Origin of the sequence: Pseudomonas sp. Irchel s3b5 (genome assembly GCF_900187435.1) — a bacterium.
In the GTDB taxonomy this organism is placed as follows: domain Bacteria; phylum Pseudomonadota; class Gammaproteobacteria; order Pseudomonadales; family Pseudomonadaceae; genus Aquipseudomonas.
The window spans coordinates 22229-40558 of record NZ_FYDY01000012.1; the positions used below are offsets into that span (position 1 = coordinate 22229).

Sequence of the window (18330 nt, forward strand, 5' to 3'; positions counted from 1 at the left end):
CAATTGAGTAGTACAATCCGCTGTACCACTCCCCCACCTTACGGCCCTCCAATGCCAGACAACCTGATCCAGAAGAAAGGCGAATCCACGTGGTACGTGCGACTGGCAGTGCCTGTTGATGTGCGAAAAGCCATGGGTGGGAAATCCGTTCTGATTCAGTCACTGAAGACTGGGTTACGGTCTGAAGCCATGACTCGACGCCTGAGCATTCTGGCCGGCTGGAAAGCAGCGATTACAGCAGCACGCGAGAAACGAGCCTTACCGGAAGACTGGCAAGAAGGCGTCATTTCCCAGTTAGAGCAGCTCGACCAGATTGCACTTGAACAGAAACGTAAACTGATTGGGGAGACAGTGCCGGACCTTCCACCGCATGACCCTGAGATGTTGGCGAAGATGGAGGCTGATCCCAAAATGGTCGCGTTCGCCACCAAACTGGTTACCGACAAAATGAAAAATGGTCTGGCGGGCCAAATCCAATTCGAGGATAACCTTGCTCACCTGTTCAAACGGATGGTTCCTGCCCAGCTCGTAAGGAACTATCAGTTGACTGCAACGCAGCGAACAGAACTGGACGCCTTGACAGGCAGCCCTTCCAGTTTCAAGCCTGCATCCCCCATTACCAAAGCTCGCCTGAAGACCTACCGAGAGTTCAGAGAGAGTCGTGGTGGCGCGGCAAAGCACGTCGATCAGCAAGTGGGGAAGATGGAGCGGCTGTCAGACTTTCTCAAGAAAGAGGAACTGCCTCTCAACTTCGACACTGTGGATAACTGGCTCAAATCGCTGGACCGGGCACCCAAGACTCTTAGCCAATACCTCATGGCTGGTACTGCGTTCTGGAAGTGGGCCATGAAGTACGACGCTGCTTGGCGTGAAGAATACAAGGACAAGGTAAATCCGTTCATAGGCCATGAACTGCCACAGGGCGGAGGCTCTGAGACAGCAGGCCAAGACAGGGAAATCTACACCCGTGCTGATACCCTCAAGCTGCATCAAGCCGCACTGGATAATGGGGATAAACCGCTTGCGGACCTCATCGCACTGGGCTGGTACACCGGGGCCAGGATCGAAGAGCTTTGCCGACTCAACAAAGACAACGTGGTCACTATTGACGGCATCCCGTGCTTCGACTTCCCGAAAAGCAAGAGCAAAGCGAGCAAACGTGTAGTGCCGATTCATCCAAGCTTGTTGCTCACCATTGATCGTCTGAGTGAAGACTCCACCGATACCTTCCTCATCCCCACCAATTCACACGATCACTATGGCAAACGCTCACACGCGATATCCAAGGCGTTTGGCAGATTGCGTACAACAGCAGGCTTCAGCAAGCTCCACGTCTTCCACGGCTTCCGTCATACCGTAGTTACTGAGCTGATCAGGGCTGACGTACCAGACGCTTTGGCGAAAGAACTGGTTGGGCATGAAACGGGCTCAGTGACGCACGACGTATATTCAAAAGGTGCAAGCGCGGTACAGAAGCTGGCAGCAATCTCCAAACTTCCCACTCTTGCTTGAGGCCAAGCATCAACGGAAGGAGTTTCGAGGCTGCTTTTTAACAGTTACAAAACCATCGAAAACCCTCGATAAACTCCGGTAAAACCTACAGCACTTTCGTCATGCTCTAAGCACCCACTTCCGTTCCGCCCAGTGTTTACGGACTTACATGGCTGCTTTAACTAAGCAGGACGCTTTCTCTCCGCTAGAAATTGGTTTTACACGCATTGGATGCTCTAAGCGGCAAAAATATCGTGCAGCGGCCTCCCCTACACTATCTGGTTGACACACACAACTACTTTGCGTAAAATCCCCGACTTCTGCGACGAGCAGACCGACATCACGAAGAAGCCTCCACGCGACCACTGTTAACGCAGTGCCTTGCACGGGGGCTTTTCTGTGTCCGTCGTTTACCAACACTAACCGGCAATACCGAGGTAACGCCTATTGAACAGAACTGAACAGGAGAACCATTATGAGCAACATGACCCCCGCTATCACCTCGAAAAACCTGATCACCGTTGAAGGTCTTGTAGTAGACACGCTCACGGGAGAGGTTCATAAACTATCAGTCTTTTCCACCCCTGCTGACTATCAGCCGAGTCTTCGCGACTGCCGAAGCGTGGACGATTTTGAACGCTACTTGACGTTTGTTGACAGACGCAAACTACCTGCACATACCTTGCACCCACTACACGATGAAGTGGACTATGCCCGTGGTGTCTGGTGCCGCAGTGGGATCGACTGTCGCATCACGCTGCCCCAGCAACGACTTCTGGAAGCACTGCGTCAGCTCGTGGTGTACCGCAATGTCATCTTCATCACACAAGCCAGCTTGGCAAAGGCGTTAGGCACTGCTGAGTCAAATCTGATGAAGAAGTTGAAGGTCTTGGAAGAGGTGAATCTGTTGCGTGTGACCACCTCGCGACATGGCAACATACGTTCGGGTGAAATCAAGCTCGTAATCAACCCTCGACTCGTTTTCAGGGGCTCTGACTCTACGCGTGAAGCTTACCTCAAAGACTGGTATCGCCCTGTGGACGGGCTGTCTTCAAGACTGGAAGACGCGAATGAGCGGGGGCGATGCATCAATTTGGCTGCGTAGCGAATACGTAGATTTTTTGAAAAAATTACGCAAGAAACCGCCTGTAAGCCACGTAACTAAAGGGTTTTACAAAAGTCCTATTATATAAAAGCAGTTTCTTCGGAGACTCACGACGAAGGAACTCTGCGGTAAGCGACAGCTTACAGCGCTGGACACGATCAAGCGAAGCTTGGCAAGCTACAAACCTATTGGGACGGAACGTCCACAGTTACGCACCTGCCTGCATCATCACGATGCTGGATCAGCACACCATTCAATCAATGAATCAACACACATCAAAGCTTGTTGATCTTGATCTTGATCTTGATCTTGATGTACTGCTATGCGCAGCATGATGGATGCTCCATGTAAGCGTCGCTTACAGGCTGACTTAATCAACATGGCTAGTGGATGATGATATATAAATATCATCCCCTAACTTCCAAGGCTTGCCGCCTTGACGTGCAACCATCCAAGCAAGGCTTGAACGGGATACTATTGTTAACTGTCACTAACTACTTTGCACCTACCAAAAATAAGATCAAAGGCAAGAGCCTGGACTTGTGTAGATGTTGTGTTGGTGCAACGCCCGACCGATAGGTCGAAGGTGATCCGCCTTTACGGAATTAACGAACTGCACAATCAAGGGCGATGCTTGTGACTGAGTTTTACTCAGGAAAACGAATTCATGTTACGCTACTGGCTGACACCAAACACCAACAAAAGAGTCATTATAGTGAACACACTAACACCAGCTATTGATCGCCTATTTCGGACTTACTATGGATACTGCGAAAGCTGGACAATGGACTCTTTATTCAACCTACTGACAAGCTTACATAGTCTGGATGACAAGCTAAATTCCAAGTTTGGGCGAGTCATGTTTGATTTACCAGAATACATCGCACTAAAAGCGCTGAGGAATTATTTTCACCATCAAAGCGAAGTACAAAACGTGCTACGAATTAAGCACTTGGATGGCTTGGCAGTTCCGACAGACTTGCTGTATGCGTGCCTAGTATCCGAGGACTCATGCAGGGAAGCATTGCAGGGTGTAGCATCAAAATACAGGGACAAAACAGAAGAGGCATTTTGCGAGGTCTTCAAAGTTTGGGGGCGAGTTATTGATATTAACCCTTGTGTTTTTAACTGCGTTACAAAGGTATTTATCCTTCTTGCTGACAGGGGTTTAAAGGGCACCTCGAAAGAGTATAACGAGTTTGTTGAGAGTTTTGTTTTTGAGACTGAAAATGGCTATTCTCACTTTGTCACGGGAGGCTTTTCTGTGCATCCAGCGAACATCAACCAACTAATCAGCTCTATGGAACTATTATATAGTGAGCAGATTTGACTTTCAAACAGCCGTATGAACTTTATCAATACCGAAATTTAAATTTTGTCGAACGACATAGAAGGCGGAGCGAAAGAGGCGTGTGCATATCATCAGCTGGCCAGCATATAGAGAACCCCAAGATACGAGCAGGCTTTCTTTCGCAATATTCTGCCTGATATGATGGGTGCATCAAGGTGATCGCTCACAAACAGAAAGACCAAGCACATTGACTTTCTCACCGAAGGGATTTTATTGATGGATCGCGTATTTTGCATCAGCCTAGACAGGGAAGTGTCTGCCTTGGAGGCGGAGAAGTATTACAAACAAGGCGTCATCACCCATAAGAATGACTTCGCATGCCTGGATGAAAAGTGCAGAGCAGAATATACCTTCGTAAACATTGAAAATAAAAAACCTAAAGTCCCGCCTTACTTCAGAACAGCTAAAAAATCATCCAAGCCTCACATCAAAGGATGCAAGCATAATATTGAAGAAAAGAAGGTAGGGGTAATCCCTACAGATAAGCCAAGACAATCTAGGAATATATTGTCAGACGAAAGCAATTACATATTCAACACAAGTAGGTCGTCCGGATTTTTTACTCGCACCATCGAGACACCTTTATCTCCATCAGACTTCGACGAAGCCACGGATATTCGAAAATTAAAACCCACAAGCACTGATCAAGTCAGCAACAAGCCAACAAACAACAATATTTATTCTATTAGTGATCTGCTCCATAGGGTGCGAAGCAAGTACAAAGAACTATTCATCAACGGGCGAGCGGTCACTCTCAATACATTCCTCAGAATCATTGACAACAACCTTCCAGAGAAGAAAGACGGTCTAATATATTGTGGACTAGGAGAAGTTATTGGCTCCACCGACAACTTGCTGATCAGATTTTGCAGAGGCTTTCGGATTGGTGGCGACATTTATAGAGTGCTGATCGACATAGATAATGCTCTGCTTCTTAAAGACCAACGCAAGCTACTCTATTACAACCAAATGCTAGAAAACACAAATATTGAGTTAGCAAAAACCTATAAATCAAGTAGCAAAACTGCATTTATTTATGTTTATGGTATCCCCGAAAAAATAAAAGGTACAAAAAATTACATTATCAAGGCCACTAGTCTGGATATGTGTTTGATTGAGCATAAATGTTCAAATACTCATTTATTCCCCCGACACATTTACGACATTGAAGAAAATAAGCACCTTTTAAGTCAGCCACAGGTCTCATAGCAGTACAAATTTTAATTCAATGAGCGCTGCATTCATTATCACGCTACAAGATATTGTTATCACTTCAGGAAGTCTTATCGCGAAACCCCCTAATAACCCATGCCACAAGCCAGCCGATGGCGTTCAGGCCGGTGGGAGTTACGAGCACTTTAGTACATGCTTCATGATTTCTGGAGCAACCGCTTCAATCGAAGTATTCATCAGCGCGTCATTACTCTGGAAGCTATCTCCTTTTAGGTAGTCAATTAAGGTACGTTGATAGGCATCATAATCAGGATGACGAGAAATAACGCACATTTTGTTATGGTCTCTAATAATATCTACGGCTCTAATGATTTGCTTACGACATCCGCTGTCGCGAAGATACTTAGTTAGATCATCACCGCGACGCTCAATGAATGGAAGAGCTTGAGAGTTATCATACACTTCTTGGTAGTCTGGGTTGTAATTTGCACACGTTCGGTAATAGCCAATAGTAGTCTGAGCCTGAGCAACTGAAACTCCAGCAACACCAAAGAAAGTTACAGTAGAGAAAATTAATGTTTTTATTGACTGCATATTATGCATCCCATGTTTCGGTTAGTGGTTCTGTCATCTCCAGCCAGAGTTTTCAGAGCTCCGTTGTGAAGAGTAAATGGTGCTCACTGGTATATCGGTTCTGATATCGCATAACTGCTTGGCAGTGCTGATCAGGCAGCGGCTTGGACTGAATTCTGATTGAGCAGCATATCCCAAATTCAGATATCTGAAAACCGGATATAAGTTTGTAGGCTGCCCAACCACAGCCAGCCGACCATGCCCAAGACGATCTATCGACGCGAACACGCGGTGCTTTTGGCGCTGTTGAAGAAGTACCGGAACGCAGCTGGCTTGACTCAAGCCCAGTGCTCAAAGGCTCTGGAGCGTCCACAGTCCTTCATGAGTGATGTTGAAAGTGGAACACGTCGCTTGGACATCGTGCAGCTTCGCGACTTGTGTGAAGTCCTGGGGATTGGTTTGCAAGACCTTATCGAAGAGTTTGAGAGGTCATTGTCAGCAGATGACAGTACGGAAGCTCACTGATTTTATTGATGGGGCGGCAATTCCTTTGTCTGGCCAGCCGTGGTCATGGCATTCTGGACTACAAAGTCATTACAGGGATCAGGGGTGAGCAATGGGCGAAGAGTCGGGTGGTGACAACAAGGTCAAAGAGACAATCGACGCGGTAACCGGCTTGGTTAAGGCAGTTCCGGTATACGAGGACATGGTTCAACCTGTGGCGAAGCAGCTTGGTAAATCGTTGGAGACAGTGGGTAAGGCTATTAACATGGCTCTTTCCCCTGTCAGTGGCTTGGTTTGGGGATTCGAAAATATCCAAGTGTTTCTGTCTACCAAGCTTGCTGACCGCTTGAAGAACGTCCCGCCTGAAGACATCATCACTCCAAAGCCAAATGTGGCTGGACCTGCTATCGAAGCCTTGCGATTTACAGGGCATGAAGAGTCGCTGAGTGACATGTACGCGAACCTTCTCGCCGCTGCAATGGATAAGAGTACCGCATCCGGGGCTCACCCTGCTTTCGTAGAAATCATCAAGCAACTCACTCCCGATGAGGCAAAGCTTATCGCCCTTATTCTACAGCCAATGCCGTTTCCGCTCGTTACGATTAGGGCCAACCACAAAGAAGTAGCACGAGGCGGATACGAGGTGGCGGTTAACGTCTCGTTGCTTGGAGGTATGGCGAAGCTAGAGCTTCCCGATTCGGTGCCGTCATACCTTGATAACCTATGCCGGCTCGGCCTAGCAGAAATCCCAACCGGCTATACCTATTCTGATACCACGCTATACGCAGAGCTGGAGAACTCACCACAGGTGAAAGCACACCAGCAAAAAATAAATCAGTCACCCGATTTGGTATGGAAATTAAATAGAGGCGCAGTAAAAGTTACGAGCTTGGGAAGGCAATTTGGAAGTGCCTGCGTAATAACTCGCGTGTAATAACTATTTGGGGGCCAATGGTAATTGTGTCGGCAGTCCCGAGTTGGTCTACGATTTGAGCTGCCCCTCAAGGACGACAGCCATGCCAAACAACATAGATGCCAACATCGCCACAGCCGACGTGCTAACCCTTCTACTGCACAACCAGCACGCCTTAGCCGCAGCAATCGAAGAAGTAGCCCTATGGGCTAAAGCTTGTGGTTCAAGCGAAACCCATGAAAACGCCGTCACCGCATTGGAAACTCTCGATGCGAACGCGTCCGCCATCACCGCTGGAATTATGAAACTGAGGCAATAGACTATGGCCTTTATCAACTCTATGGATCGAGGGTATCGCAACCTTCTGGAGATGCGCATGGAAGGCATCACCGCCACCATAGAATCGCTGCATCTAAAGTCAATGCGACCAACAATATCATTACAATTGTTATTCCCAAATTTTTTGTGGCCCGTAGGACAACGAGCGACTCAAACCAAAACACCAAAACTGAATATTTTTCTCTACAGCACCATTTAAGGATATATTGTGAAACTACAAAAGGTTATTGTTCACGGCTTGCTAGGCCAAGAGGGTGAATTAGAGATAAACTTCAACTCAGACTTAAACATCATCACAGGAAGGAATGGCGCAGGTAAAACAACACTAATGAAGTTAATTTGGTACATAATTAGCGGCAATACACTACTCGCACTAAAGGAAGTAAAATTTACCAGAATACTCCTCCAAACCGATTTGTATTCATGCGTAGTTCATCGCATTTCAAAAGCCACGTGCAAAATTGAGTTTGAGCAGGATGGCCAGTCATATCTGTTTGAAGACGACTCAGATGATGATGATGGAAATACTTTTTCTAGTTTTGCAGAGGACAAGTTAGACGAAAAACTTAAAGCATTAGGATCGTCTGTTTTCTTGCCGACTTTCAGACGCATTGAGGGCGGATTCACTCTTAACGCCTCACACCGAAGCAATCGCCTCTCGGCAAAAAACGAAGTCGAAGAAGCTTTAGTCGCACTATCAAAAAAACTTACAAACGAGCCTCATGTTTTTGTTTCAGCAATCTCTACCGTTGATATCGTGTCGCTACTTTTACGGCAATATACAGATTTATCTGAAGAGTCCAACATTTTCCAACAAGAAATTTCGCAAAAAATCATACAAATTATAAAAAGCTATAAAACAGATCAAGTTGAAAAACAGGAAAACTCTAATACCAGCGAACTTCAAGGAGCTTTGAAGGAGAACGAAGGAATCCTTGAAAATATCAAGCAACTAGTTGAAAGCATTGAAGTTAGCCGGGAAGAGATCATGTCCCCTTTAGCCGCGATCACCTCTCTGGTTGAGCGACTATTTAAGCACGCAGGAATCAAATTTGGACAACGACTTAACTTTGGCGATGCTGCAAACGCTATAAGTTCAGACGACCTCTCAGCAGGCGAAAAGCAGATGCTGAGCTTTATTTGCTATAACGCCTTCTACAAAAACAGCGTATTTATCATCGACGAACCAGAACTAAGCTTACACGTAGACTGGCAAAGACAACTATTCACACTGCTTCAAAGCCAGCAAACAGGCAATCAATTCATCATTGCCACTCACTCCCCCTTTATCTATGCAAAATACCCAGACAAAGAGATACTATTAAATGGTGACAGAGGAGAGGAATAAGCAGTGGCTAACTCTTCAAAAATAACAATGTCCTCAGATGAAATATTGGCAACCCTGAAACGCACCTCGCTTCCCACCGTTCTTATTGAGGGGAGCGATGATATTCTAGTATTTAGGCACTTAGAGTACGCACACTCATCCCTTGGATTATCAATCCTCCCCGTAGGTGGAAGAACAACCATCCTGGAACTATTTAATAGACGAAGTGAACTTCCACCCAACGCTGCCGTCGCATTCATCGCAGACAAAGATATATGGGTGATCACAGGAGTCCCGCCACAATATCAACATCACAGCTTGATATTTACTACTGGCTACTCCATTGAGAACGACGTATTTGTGGATGGAAATTTATTAACTTACCTTCTACCTGATGAATCCAACATATTTAATTCAGAGATAGAGCGATATATTAGATGGTATGCCTTAGCGGTTACACGCCATACGACGAACCCATCTACAAATGTCTCGCTGCATCCAGAACACTTGTTGGATAACCAGGTCGAAATGGCAGCACAGTTATCACTTGAAGCGGGAGAGACTTACCCCGATCAAATGAGAGTAAGAATCCTCTCGGATTACCACAAGTTATTGAGAGGCAAGACTTTAATGAAAATACTTTGTAGGCGCTTAGGGCATAAAAAACGAACTGCACGACACAATGAAAAATCTCTAATCGAAGTTGTCGGGCTAAATCGAGGAGCCGCGATAAATGAAATTTTCTCAAACGTCGCCCGTGCATTTGAAAAATAGATGACCTCTAACAGCTCGCTAGGGACCCTCCTTAGCGAGCTTCGCCATCAAGCCAAAGCCAAAGCCAACAAAACTTATGCAGCACCATTAATAACAATTTTGCAGGAAGCCGATCCCTCTAAACTTACAAGCCTAGCCACATTACATCTACGCCTACAGGCGAACTGACCTTTCTGGCACAGAGCAGCCCTCACTAGTATTGCTGACGGCGCTGTCAGTGACTGCTGTGAAAACGAAGAAGGCAACTTCGGCTTCCTTACGGGAGGGGTTACATCGATGGCGTGAGAGTGGGACTAAACCGATTCCAGCTTGATGACAGTGCACCAGTACCTTGCATCCCTTCTTATTCCAAAATGACGGCTTTTTTGATATTTATCATTTGCAAGAATGGTCGTTCTGCCAATTGACAAATGCGGGGTTCAGCCTGACAATGAACCCACAGTCAGCTCACTAGGATCAGCAAAATGAAAGTCGTCGCTTACATCCGAGTGTCAACGAAGGGCCAAGGAGATTCAGGTCTAGGCTTGGATGCTCAACGCGATTACATCACTCGTGCCGCTGACCAGAATGGCTGGGAGATTGTTGGCGAGTTCATCGACGTTGTATCGGGAAAGCTGGCAATTGAGGATCGCCCTGAAGGAGCCAAGGCACTGGCTCTGTGCAAGGAGCTGAAAGCACAACTGGTAGTTGCCAAGCTTGACCGTCTGAGTCGCGATGTTCACCACATTGCAGGCTTGATGAAGACTACCAAGTTTAAGGTGGCAACCATGCCCCAAGCCCAGACGTTTGAACTGCACCTGTACGCAGCCTTGGCCCAGCAAGAGCGAGAGTTCATTGCAAGCCGTACCCGTGAGGCTCTGGCGTCCCTTCAGAAGCGTGCTGACGATGGTGATGCAGTTGCGGTGCAGAAGGTTCAGAACAGGTCTGACGCACTCGCCAAAGGCCGTGCAGTTGCTGATATCACGGTTGCCAATGATCAACGAATGAAGAACGTGAACGCGCATCAAGCGGCCATCAAACCCCACCTTGAATCCTGCCTTTACAACAAGGTTAATACGCTTCAGTCAGTAGCCGATTGCCTCAACTCCAAAGGCTTGCGTACCGCTCGTGGCAGCAAGTTCACACCTACGGCAGTACGTCGTCTGATGCTGGCTTTCAACGTCTCATTCTGAGGCTGTGAGAGCTTCCAGCGGCCTAGGGTTATTTGTCAAAAGCACAGCTTTCTGGTGACCCAATCCGTGTAGTGTTAAGCGATACTGAGTGAGCGACCGTTTCCAGAATGACCCCACCCCCCTCTTCCTGAAAAGCGCCCATAAAATTCTGGGCGGCGGGGTAGTTCGCACAGGAACGCCCGGTCTTATTTTTCTGGCTGAGAGTCAGAGCAACATCGAAGTTGCTCACTTCTCGCGGCGCGGGGGATGGGTTTTCGTGCAGGGAACACTCTGAAGAAAAGAAATCAGCGATCTACCTGCCTGTACCGGAGCGAGCCTAAGCGCCTGCTTTGCTGACTAGGCCGTGAATTGCCTTCGTGGCTTGCTCTAGCTTTCGTTGTTTCGCCGCCGCGACCAGCTTCTCATCAAGGACTAGCTCGATCCCCATCTTTACGACTGGGAACGCCGCTAAGCACTCATCCTCGGTCAACTCATGTACGCCCTTACTAAGAATTTTGTACATCGAGCGATTTTCCACAAGAAACTCGGGAAGGTGACCCTCCAACAGTTGTATCCGCTCTGCCATCCGCCCACTTTGATATGCCGCTTCATCCCAACCGCTATCGGATTTTGCGATCTGGTATGCAGCATTTACAAGGTTCTCAAAAATCCGCCTTAGATAGACAAACGAGCCAACCCCAACACCATGTGCAGCCAAACCGATAGCTTTGGTTAATTCCTTGAAGTCCGCTTTAGAGAGCACAGCAGAGTACTGACGCACATCGTAAGTATTGAGTTCCGCAAGCGACGGGTGCTGACCAATTTTCTGCATCGTCCTGCCCTCAATGTCGAACAGGAAATACAGTTGATGGTCCGTATCCCGAGAGCATCTGAGCAAGACGCCCAAACGCCTGCTTCCCACCCATGAGGAAGCGGAAGTAAGGATACTCCCGGTAATATGCTGATGGAAAATGCTGTGTGCATTACATTCCGGGCAGTACGTGTCGATTGGCTCTTGGGAGAACAAAACGTTCCAGCCTGCCTGAAGGTGCTCTTCAGCAAAGGTATATTGCTCGTACAAGGGATAGTCGATACAGAACTCTTTTTTCGTGGGTGGCGTCTGTGCGGTCATGCAGGCTGGCTCTAAATGGCAAGATGGAAAGCGTATCCCATCGACATTATCGGCTTGCACGAATCCTGTCCATCTAGGGCAGGGACGCCAGAGCTGGTGACACGATTATTGATCGCTCGTGACTTTCAATTTACGAACTGACCGACGGTGGCTATCGAGGGGATTGGCGAGAAGGACGAAGAAAACGCGGACGACGAAGGAGTCCATCACGCTGATGGAGGACGGAAGATGATGAGTAGTACAATTGAGTAGTACAATTGAAAAAGAAAAACCCCCGTAACTCATTGAATTACAGGGGTTTTCTGAATTTGGCGGTGAAGGAGAGATTCGAACTCTCGATACAGTTTCCTGTATACACACTTTCCAGGCGTGCTCCTTAAGCCACTCGGACACTTCACCGTATCTCTTCAAACATGTTCTGTCTGTCGAGGCGCGCTAATGTAGTCGAAAGCATTTCCGATGGCAAACATTTTTTTCAGAATTTTCATGTGGTTAACGCAATCTGGTGTTTCCCCCTGCTTGGGCCCATGGCAAACCGGCCAATCTCCGGCTTCGCGCCTTCTTCTATATAGAGGGAAATCGGCAGCCAGCACGGCGGACTACGCTCGGCGGGCGGGAAAAGGGTGACTGGCGGGTCAGTCACGGCGCTTTACCTGGCCTGCGACGGTGGGTAACGTCTGCGCAACTTTACTAAAAGGATTAGCGTCATGAGTGAGTTGATTTCTTACCATCTCGAAGACGGTATCGCGACCCTGACCTTGAGCAATGGCAAGGTCAATGCCATCTCCCCGGACGTGATTGCTGCGTTTAACGCTGCGCTGGATCAGGCTGTGGCTGATCGTGCGGTGGTGATCATTACCGGTCAGCCAGGCATTCTGTCCGGCGGTTATGACCTGAAGGTGATGACGTCCGGGCCAAAGGAAGCGGTGACCCTGGTGACCTCCGGCTCGACGCTGGCCCGCCGCCTGCTCTCGCACCCGTTCCCGGTGATCGTCGCATGCCCTGGGCATGCCGTGGCCAAGGGCGCGTTTTTGCTGTTGTCGGCCGACTACCGCATCGGTGTCGACGGCGCCTTCAGCATTGGCCTGAACGAAGTGCAGATCGGCATGACCATGCACCACGCCGGTATTGAGTTGGCCCGTGATCGCCTGCGCAAGTCGGCATTCCATCGCTCGGTGATCAACGGTGAGATGTTCAATCCGCAGAGCGCCGTGGATGCTGGATTCCTCGACGTCGTGGTGTCGGCCGAGGAGCTTCAGGGGGCTGCGTTGGCGGCAGCTCGTCAGTTGAAGAAAATCAACATGACTGCCCATAAAAATACCAAGTTGAAAGTGCGCAAAGCGCTGCTGGAGACCCTGGATAGCGCAATCATTCAGGACCAGGAGCATTTGGGCTGAGTCCTTTGCTGCGATAACGAAAAGCCCGACCGTCGTGTCGGGCTTTTTCGTACATAACGCAGTTAAATGTCTGTAACCGCTCTAGGCTGCATCTGACCAACAAGTCGGAAACATACGCACAAACATCGGCCATCTCCTACATCTGTAACGGCAATTGCCGAAAACAGTGCACATCCGTACACTGCGCCACCTTTTGTCCCGGTGGGGCCTGCAAATGCTGTTTGTTTTGCGTATGTCATTGATGGGTCTGCACTTTATTGTGGCGGGTGTACTGGGCGTGATGCTCGGCCTGTGCCGACCGTTCAATCCGGACAATAGCCGCCTGTGCGCGCGCCTCTATGCATGGCCGGCCATGTGCATTTTGCGCCTGCGGGTGAAAGCTGAAGTCGGGCCGTTGCTGGATAAGCCCGAGAGCTGCGTGATCATCGCCAACCATCAGTCCAACTATGACTTGTTTGTGTTCGGCAACGTGGTGCCCCGCCGTACCGTGTGCATCGGCAAAAAGAGCCTGAAATGGGTTCCACTGTTCGGCCAATTGTTCTGGCTGGCCGGCAACGTACTGATCGACCGTGGCAATGCGCAAAAAGCTCGCCAGTCGATGTTGACCACCACCCACACCCTGCAAAACGAAGACACCTCGATCTGGGTGTTCCCGGAAGGCACGCGCAATCTGGGTGAGGAGTTGCTGCCGTTCAAGAAAGGCGCCTTCCAGATGGCCATCGCTGCCGGAGTGCCGATCGTGCCGGTGTGTGTCAGCAGTTACGTCAAGCACATGCGACTGAACCGCTGGCACAGTGGGAAAATTCTGATTCGCTCGCTGCCGGCTATTCCTACCGCTGGATTGAGCCTGGACGACATGCCGACGTTGATCGCCCAGTGCCGTGAACAGATGCGCGAATGCATCGAATCGATGGACCGGCAACTGCAAGCCGCCTGAAAACAAAACCCGCCCAGTGCGGGTTTTCTTTTGCCTGCAAACTTATGCTGGCGAACTCGGCAGAATTCACTGACTCTCAAGGAGCAGAAGGCTAAGCTGAGCGCCTTTAGAAATAAACAATAACCATAAGAGCTACCAATAAGTGAATCAAAACCATGGGTAGAGTTGTTGCTGCTGCCGTTTACAGCGCGGGTAAGAAAGTCACTGATATCACCCTCGACGAAGGCGCGGCCTGGGCTGCAAAGCCGGGGCACTTCGTCTGGATCGGCCTCGAAGAGCCGAATGCAGAGGAGCTGTTCAATCTGCAACGCCAGTTCAACCTGCATGAACTGGCCATCGAAGACGCTCTGGAAAAACACAGTCGACCAAAACTCGAAACCTTTGGTGATGCGCTGTTCATCGTCACGTATTCACCAATACGGGAGGACGGCAAACTCAAGTTCATCGAGACGCATATCTTTGCCGGCAATGGATACATCATTACTGCGCGCAACGGTCATTCGGCGTCCTACGCGTCTGTCCGACAGCGTTGTGAGGCGCGTCCGATATTGCTCGAACACGGGGAAGATTTCGTTCTCTATGCCATCCTCGATTTCGTGATTGAAAACTACCAGCCGATGGGCGAAGCGATCCATGGGGAAATCGACGAGCTGGAACGCAATGTCATGAGCAGTTCCCTGAACGAGCACGACATTCAAAAACTCCACAGCCTGCGCCGCGATGTGTTGCGCTTGCGCCGATTTGCAGCGCCGATGGTGGAGATCGGCGAGGAATTGCAAAAGCTGAGCTTTCCGTTCATCGACAAGAACATGCGCCCGTATTTTCGTGATGTGCAGATTCATGTCACGCGGCAGATGGAAGACCTTACGACGCTCGCGGACATTGCCAGCCAGACCATCGAGGTCGGCGTTTTGCTAGAGGCGTCACGTCAGAGCGTGGTGCAACGCAAGTTTGCCGCATGGGCGGCGATTCTGGCGTTCCCGACAGCGGTGGCGGGGATTTACGGGATGAACTTCCAGAACATGCCGGAGTTGACCTGGCACTACGGATATTTCGCCGTGTTGGGATTTATTGCCGTGGGGTGTGTGAGTTTGTGGGCGAGCTTCAAGAAGTCAGGGTGGCTCTGACAGACTTTGTGGTGAGGGAGCAAGCTCCCTCACCACAGGTGAGGTTGCGCCTGTTAAATAGCTTGGTTTGCCGGCTTGTGCGCCACAAACCGCATCATCCATTCGGCAACCGTTGTGCCGTGGTGTTCCTGCTCCAGGCTGGCGATGCCTTTCGAGTAAACCTGCTCGCCCAGCGCCTGCTGGCGAATTTCCAGCAATGCCCGGGAGTAGTCATGAATGAACTCCGGATGGCCCTGGAAGCACAGCACCTGATCGTTGATGTGGTACGCGGCAAACGGGCAAAAATCGCTGGAGGCGATCACCGTGGCGTTTTCCGGCAGTGAGGTCACTTGGTCCTGGTGGCTGATCAACAAGGTCAGCTCTTCACGCACCGGGTTCATCCACGGCGCCTTGGCAGCCAGTTTGTAGTTGTGCGTGCCGACGCCCCAGCCCTGGGTCGCGCGTTCGCTCTTGCCACCCAACAGCAGCGCCAGCAATTGATGGCCAAAGCACACGCCCAACAGTTTGTCGCCACGCTCGTAGCGGGTCAGCAGGTAGGCCTTGAGGGTTTCGATCCACGGGTCGGTGCCGAAGGAGTCGGCCTTGCTGCCCGTCACCAGATAGGCGTCGAAGGTCTGCTCATCATCGGGATAGTCGCCCTGAACCACGTTGTAGGTCGTGAATTCAGCAGCAATGGGTTGCTGCGAAAACAGGTGTTTGAACATCTGCCCGTAGCCCTGATATTGGTCGACCAATTCCGGACGCAGGTTGTCGGTTTCCAGAATGCAGATGCGTAACGACATAAAAAATACCTGACACGTGATGGGAATAATGCACACCCCAGAGCCTGCCTCGAAACACGGTGCCAAGGCAAGCCCCGAAATGCACCATCACACCCTTTAGAACGGCTCTCCTTTTGCGGCTTTTTCGAGCAACAGCGCAGGCGGCGCGAAGCGCTCGCCGTATTGCCTGGCCAGATACTGCGCTCGGGCAACGAAGTCCTGCACGCCGTACTGGTTGATAAACTGCAATGCACCGCCCGTCCATGCGGCAAAACCGATGCCGAAGATCGAGCCGACGTTGGCGTCCGCCGTCGAAGTCAGCACGCCCTCCTCCACGCAGCGCACGGTTTCGATGGCCTGCACGAACAACAGGCGATCACGTACATCCTTTGGCGAAATCTGCCCATCGGCTTTTTCGAAGCGGGTTTTCAGCTCCGGCCACAGATGCTTTTGCCCGCTCGCCGGATACTCGTAAAAACCGCCTCCAGCGGCCTTGCCCGGACGCTTGTATTCATTGAGCAGCAAGTCAATCACGGCGAACGCCGGATGCTCTATCAGCGGTTTCCCTTCTGCCTGCAGGTCTTTGGCGGTTTGCGCGCGGATATGGCTCATGAGGCTGAGGGAAACTTCGTCGGAGATCGCCAGAGGCCCGACAGGCATGCCGGCCTTGCGGGCCTCAGTCTCGATCATCGGCGCACTGACGCCTTCGCCGAGCATGGCGATGCCTTCGTTGGTGAAAGTGCCAAACACCCGTGAAGTGAAGAAGCCGCGACTGTCGTTGACCACAATCGGGGTCTTCTTGATTTGCAGGACGAAATCGAAGCCTCGGGCCAGGGTTTCATCGCTGGTGTTGGCGCCTTTGATGATCTCCACCAATGGCATTTTTTCCACGGGACTGAAGAAATGCAGGCCGATGAATTTGCTTGGGTCCGGCACGGCCGTGGCAAGGCCGCTGATCGGCAGGGTCGAGGTATTCGAAGCGATCACGGCGTCCGCACCGACAACTTTCTGCGCCGCCAATGAAACCCTGGCCTTCAGCTCACGATCCTCGAACACGGCTTCGATGACCAGATCGCAGCCACTCAGGTCAGCATCGCTTTCGCTGGGCTGGATACGGCCAAGCACGGCGTCTCGTTGTTCGGTGGTCATCTGTCCGCGAGCGACTTTTTTATCCAGCAACGCCGCCGAGTGCGCCTTGCCCTTCTCGGCCGCTGCCAGGTTGATGTCCTTGAGCACCACGTCGATACCGGCCGAGGCACTGACAAACGCGATACCGGCGCCCATCATTCCGGCGCCGAGCACGCCGACTTTACGGGTGACATAAGGGGCATGCCCCTGAGGCCGCGAACCGCCCGCGTTGATTTCGTTGAGCTGGAACCAGAAGGTGCCGATCAGGTTTTTCGACACCTGGCCGGTGGTCAACTCGGTGAAGTAACGGGTTTCGATCAAGTGTGCGGTGTCGAAATCCACTTGGGCGCCCTCGACCGCCGCGCAGAGAATTTTCTCCGGTGCGGGCAGCGTGCCCTGGGTTTTGCTGCGCAAGATGGACGGCGCGATAGCCAGCATTTGCGCCACTTTCGGGTTCGACGGCGTACCGCCGGGAATCTGATAGCCCTTCACATCCCAACGTTGCACGACCGCAGGATTGGCGAGAATCCAGGCCCGTGCCTTGGCCAGCAACTCTTCGCCATCTGCCGCGAGTTCATCGATCAATCCCGCCTGCAGCGCTTGCTGCGGCCGTACTTTCTTGCCTTCGAGCAAATACGGCAGCGCTTTTTCGAGGCCCAACATGCGCACCATGCGCACCACCCCGCCGCCGCCCGGCAACAGGCCAAGGGTCACTTCCGGCAGGCCGAGCTGCACTGACGAATTGTCCACTGCGACCCGGTGATGACAGGCGAGGCAGATTTCCCAGCCTCCGCCGAGCGCCGCGCCGTTGATGGCCGCGACCACTGGTTTGCCGAGGGTTTCCAGGGTGCGTAACTGACCTTTGAGGGTCAACACCCTGCCGTAGAAGGCTTTGGCTTCGGGTTTGCCAATCTTGATCAGTTCATTGAGGTCGCCGCCGGCAAAAAAGGTTTTCTTGGCCGAGGTGATGATCACGCCGGCGATGTTTTCCTTGTCGGCCACAAGGCGGGCGACACAGTCAGCCATGGCCTCGCGATACACCGCGTTCATGGTGTTGGCGCTCTGGCCCGGCATGTCGATGGTCAGGGTGACGATCCCGTCCTGGCCCTTTTCGTAACGAATGGCTTCGGTCATGTATGCGTTTCCT

17 protein-coding genes and 1 tRNA gene are annotated in these 18330 nt (G+C 50.8%); 13 read left to right on the top strand and 5 right to left on the bottom strand.

Annotation, left to right across the window (positions count from 1 at the left end; translation table 11 throughout):
• Positions 1-51: 51 nt before the first annotated feature.
• The 4 genes from CKW15_RS14850 (at position 52) to CKW15_RS14865 (ending at position 5156) form a co-directional block, all read left to right on the top strand.
• On the top strand, positions 52-1512 hold the full coding sequence (locus tag CKW15_RS14850; protein ID WP_095152343.1) for a site-specific integrase: 1461 nt from the start codon (positions 52-54) through the stop codon (positions 1510-1512).
• A gap of 454 nt (positions 1513-1966) precedes the next feature.
• Positions 1967-2596 carry a replication/maintenance protein RepL gene (locus CKW15_RS14855; protein ID WP_256583212.1) on the top strand — a complete coding sequence of 210 codons (630 nt, stop codon included), beginning with the start codon at positions 1967-1969 and terminating at the stop codon, positions 2594-2596.
• 667 nt (positions 2597-3263) lie between these two features.
• Positions 3264-3926: a hypothetical protein gene (locus CKW15_RS14860; RefSeq protein ID WP_095152344.1), complete on the top strand. Its 663-nt coding sequence runs from the start codon at positions 3264-3266 to the stop codon at positions 3924-3926.
• 237 nt (positions 3927-4163) lie between these two features.
• Positions 4164-5156 (top strand): hypothetical protein, encoded by a 993-nt coding sequence (locus CKW15_RS14865; RefSeq protein WP_095152345.1) that lies wholly within the window; start codon positions 4164-4166, stop codon positions 5154-5156.
• Positions 5157-5294: 138 nt separating this feature from the next.
• Here CKW15_RS14865 and CKW15_RS28095 read toward each other — a convergent pair whose 3' ends face one another.
• Positions 5295-5714 (bottom strand): hypothetical protein, encoded by a 420-nt coding sequence (locus CKW15_RS28095; RefSeq protein WP_143498443.1) that lies wholly within the window; start codon positions 5712-5714, stop codon positions 5295-5297.
• A 237-nt stretch (positions 5715-5951) separates the two neighbouring features.
• Between CKW15_RS28095 and CKW15_RS14870 the strand changes: the two genes are divergently transcribed.
• The 6 genes from CKW15_RS14870 to CKW15_RS14890 all read left to right on the top strand — a co-directional run bounded on the left by CKW15_RS14870 (position 5952) and on the right by CKW15_RS14890 (position 10722).
• Positions 5952-6218: a helix-turn-helix domain-containing protein gene (locus tag CKW15_RS14870; protein ID WP_095152346.1), complete on the top strand. Its 267-nt coding sequence runs from the start codon at positions 5952-5954 to the stop codon at positions 6216-6218.
• A gap of 91 nt (positions 6219-6309) precedes the next feature.
• Entirely contained in the window at positions 6310-7131 is an 822-nt protein-coding gene (locus tag CKW15_RS14875; protein ID WP_095152347.1) for a DUF4393 domain-containing protein, read from the top strand.
• Between the two features lie 82 nt (positions 7132-7213).
• Positions 7214-7429, top strand: coding sequence for a hypothetical protein (locus CKW15_RS14880; protein ID WP_095152348.1), 216 nt, complete (start codon positions 7214-7216; stop codon positions 7427-7429).
• Positions 7430-7657: 228 nt separating this feature from the next.
• Positions 7658-8797: an AAA family ATPase gene (locus tag CKW15_RS14885; protein WP_095152349.1), complete on the top strand. Its 1140-nt coding sequence runs from the start codon at positions 7658-7660 to the stop codon at positions 8795-8797.
• 3 nt (positions 8798-8800) lie between these two features.
• The gene (locus tag CKW15_RS28100) at positions 8801-9550 is read left to right on the top strand and encodes a hypothetical protein (RefSeq protein ID WP_143498445.1); all 750 of its coding nucleotides are present in this window, start codon (positions 8801-8803) and stop codon (positions 9548-9550) included.
• A 464-nt stretch (positions 9551-10014) separates the two neighbouring features.
• Positions 10015-10722: a recombinase family protein gene (locus CKW15_RS14890; RefSeq protein WP_095152350.1), complete on the top strand. Its 708-nt coding sequence runs from the start codon at positions 10015-10017 to the stop codon at positions 10720-10722.
• Positions 10723-11038: 316 nt separating this feature from the next.
• Here the strand turns inward: CKW15_RS14890 and CKW15_RS14895 are convergent, their stop codons facing one another.
• Both CKW15_RS14895 and CKW15_RS14900 read right to left on the bottom strand, forming a co-directional pair.
• Complete coding sequence (locus CKW15_RS14895; protein WP_095152351.1) at positions 11039-11833, bottom strand: short-chain dehydrogenase; 795 nt, start codon at positions 11831-11833, stop codon at positions 11039-11041.
• A gap of 309 nt (positions 11834-12142) precedes the next feature.
• Positions 12143-12232: transfer RNA gene (locus CKW15_RS14900), tRNA-Ser, on the bottom strand.
• Between the two features lie 308 nt (positions 12233-12540).
• Between CKW15_RS14900 and CKW15_RS14905 the strand changes: the two genes are divergently transcribed.
• The 3 genes from CKW15_RS14905 to CKW15_RS14915 all read left to right on the top strand — a co-directional run bounded on the left by CKW15_RS14905 (position 12541) and on the right by CKW15_RS14915 (position 15294).
• Positions 12541-13230 carry a crotonase/enoyl-CoA hydratase family protein gene (locus CKW15_RS14905; RefSeq protein ID WP_095059126.1) on the top strand — a complete coding sequence of 230 codons (690 nt, stop codon included), beginning with the start codon at positions 12541-12543 and terminating at the stop codon, positions 13228-13230.
• Between the two features lie 214 nt (positions 13231-13444).
• On the top strand, positions 13445-14167 hold the full coding sequence (locus CKW15_RS14910) for a 1-acyl-sn-glycerol-3-phosphate acyltransferase (RefSeq protein ID WP_095059125.1): 723 nt from the start codon (positions 13445-13447) through the stop codon (positions 14165-14167).
• A gap of 155 nt (positions 14168-14322) precedes the next feature.
• On the top strand, positions 14323-15294 hold the full coding sequence (locus CKW15_RS14915) for a magnesium and cobalt transport protein CorA (RefSeq protein WP_095059124.1): 972 nt from the start codon (positions 14323-14325) through the stop codon (positions 15292-15294).
• 53 nt (positions 15295-15347) lie between these two features.
• On the opposite strand, the gene CKW15_RS14920 is transcribed toward CKW15_RS14915, so the two are convergent.
• Together CKW15_RS14920 and CKW15_RS14925 are read right to left on the bottom strand one after the other, a co-directional pair.
• Positions 15348-16076 carry an amidotransferase gene (locus CKW15_RS14920; protein ID WP_095059123.1) on the bottom strand — a complete coding sequence of 243 codons (729 nt, stop codon included), beginning with the start codon at positions 16074-16076 and terminating at the stop codon, positions 15348-15350.
• Positions 16077-16172: 96 nt separating this feature from the next.
• Positions 16173-18317 (bottom strand): 3-hydroxyacyl-CoA dehydrogenase NAD-binding domain-containing protein, encoded by a 2145-nt coding sequence (locus CKW15_RS14925; RefSeq protein WP_095059122.1) that lies wholly within the window; start codon positions 18315-18317, stop codon positions 16173-16175.
• Positions 18318-18330 lie beyond the last annotated feature (13 nt).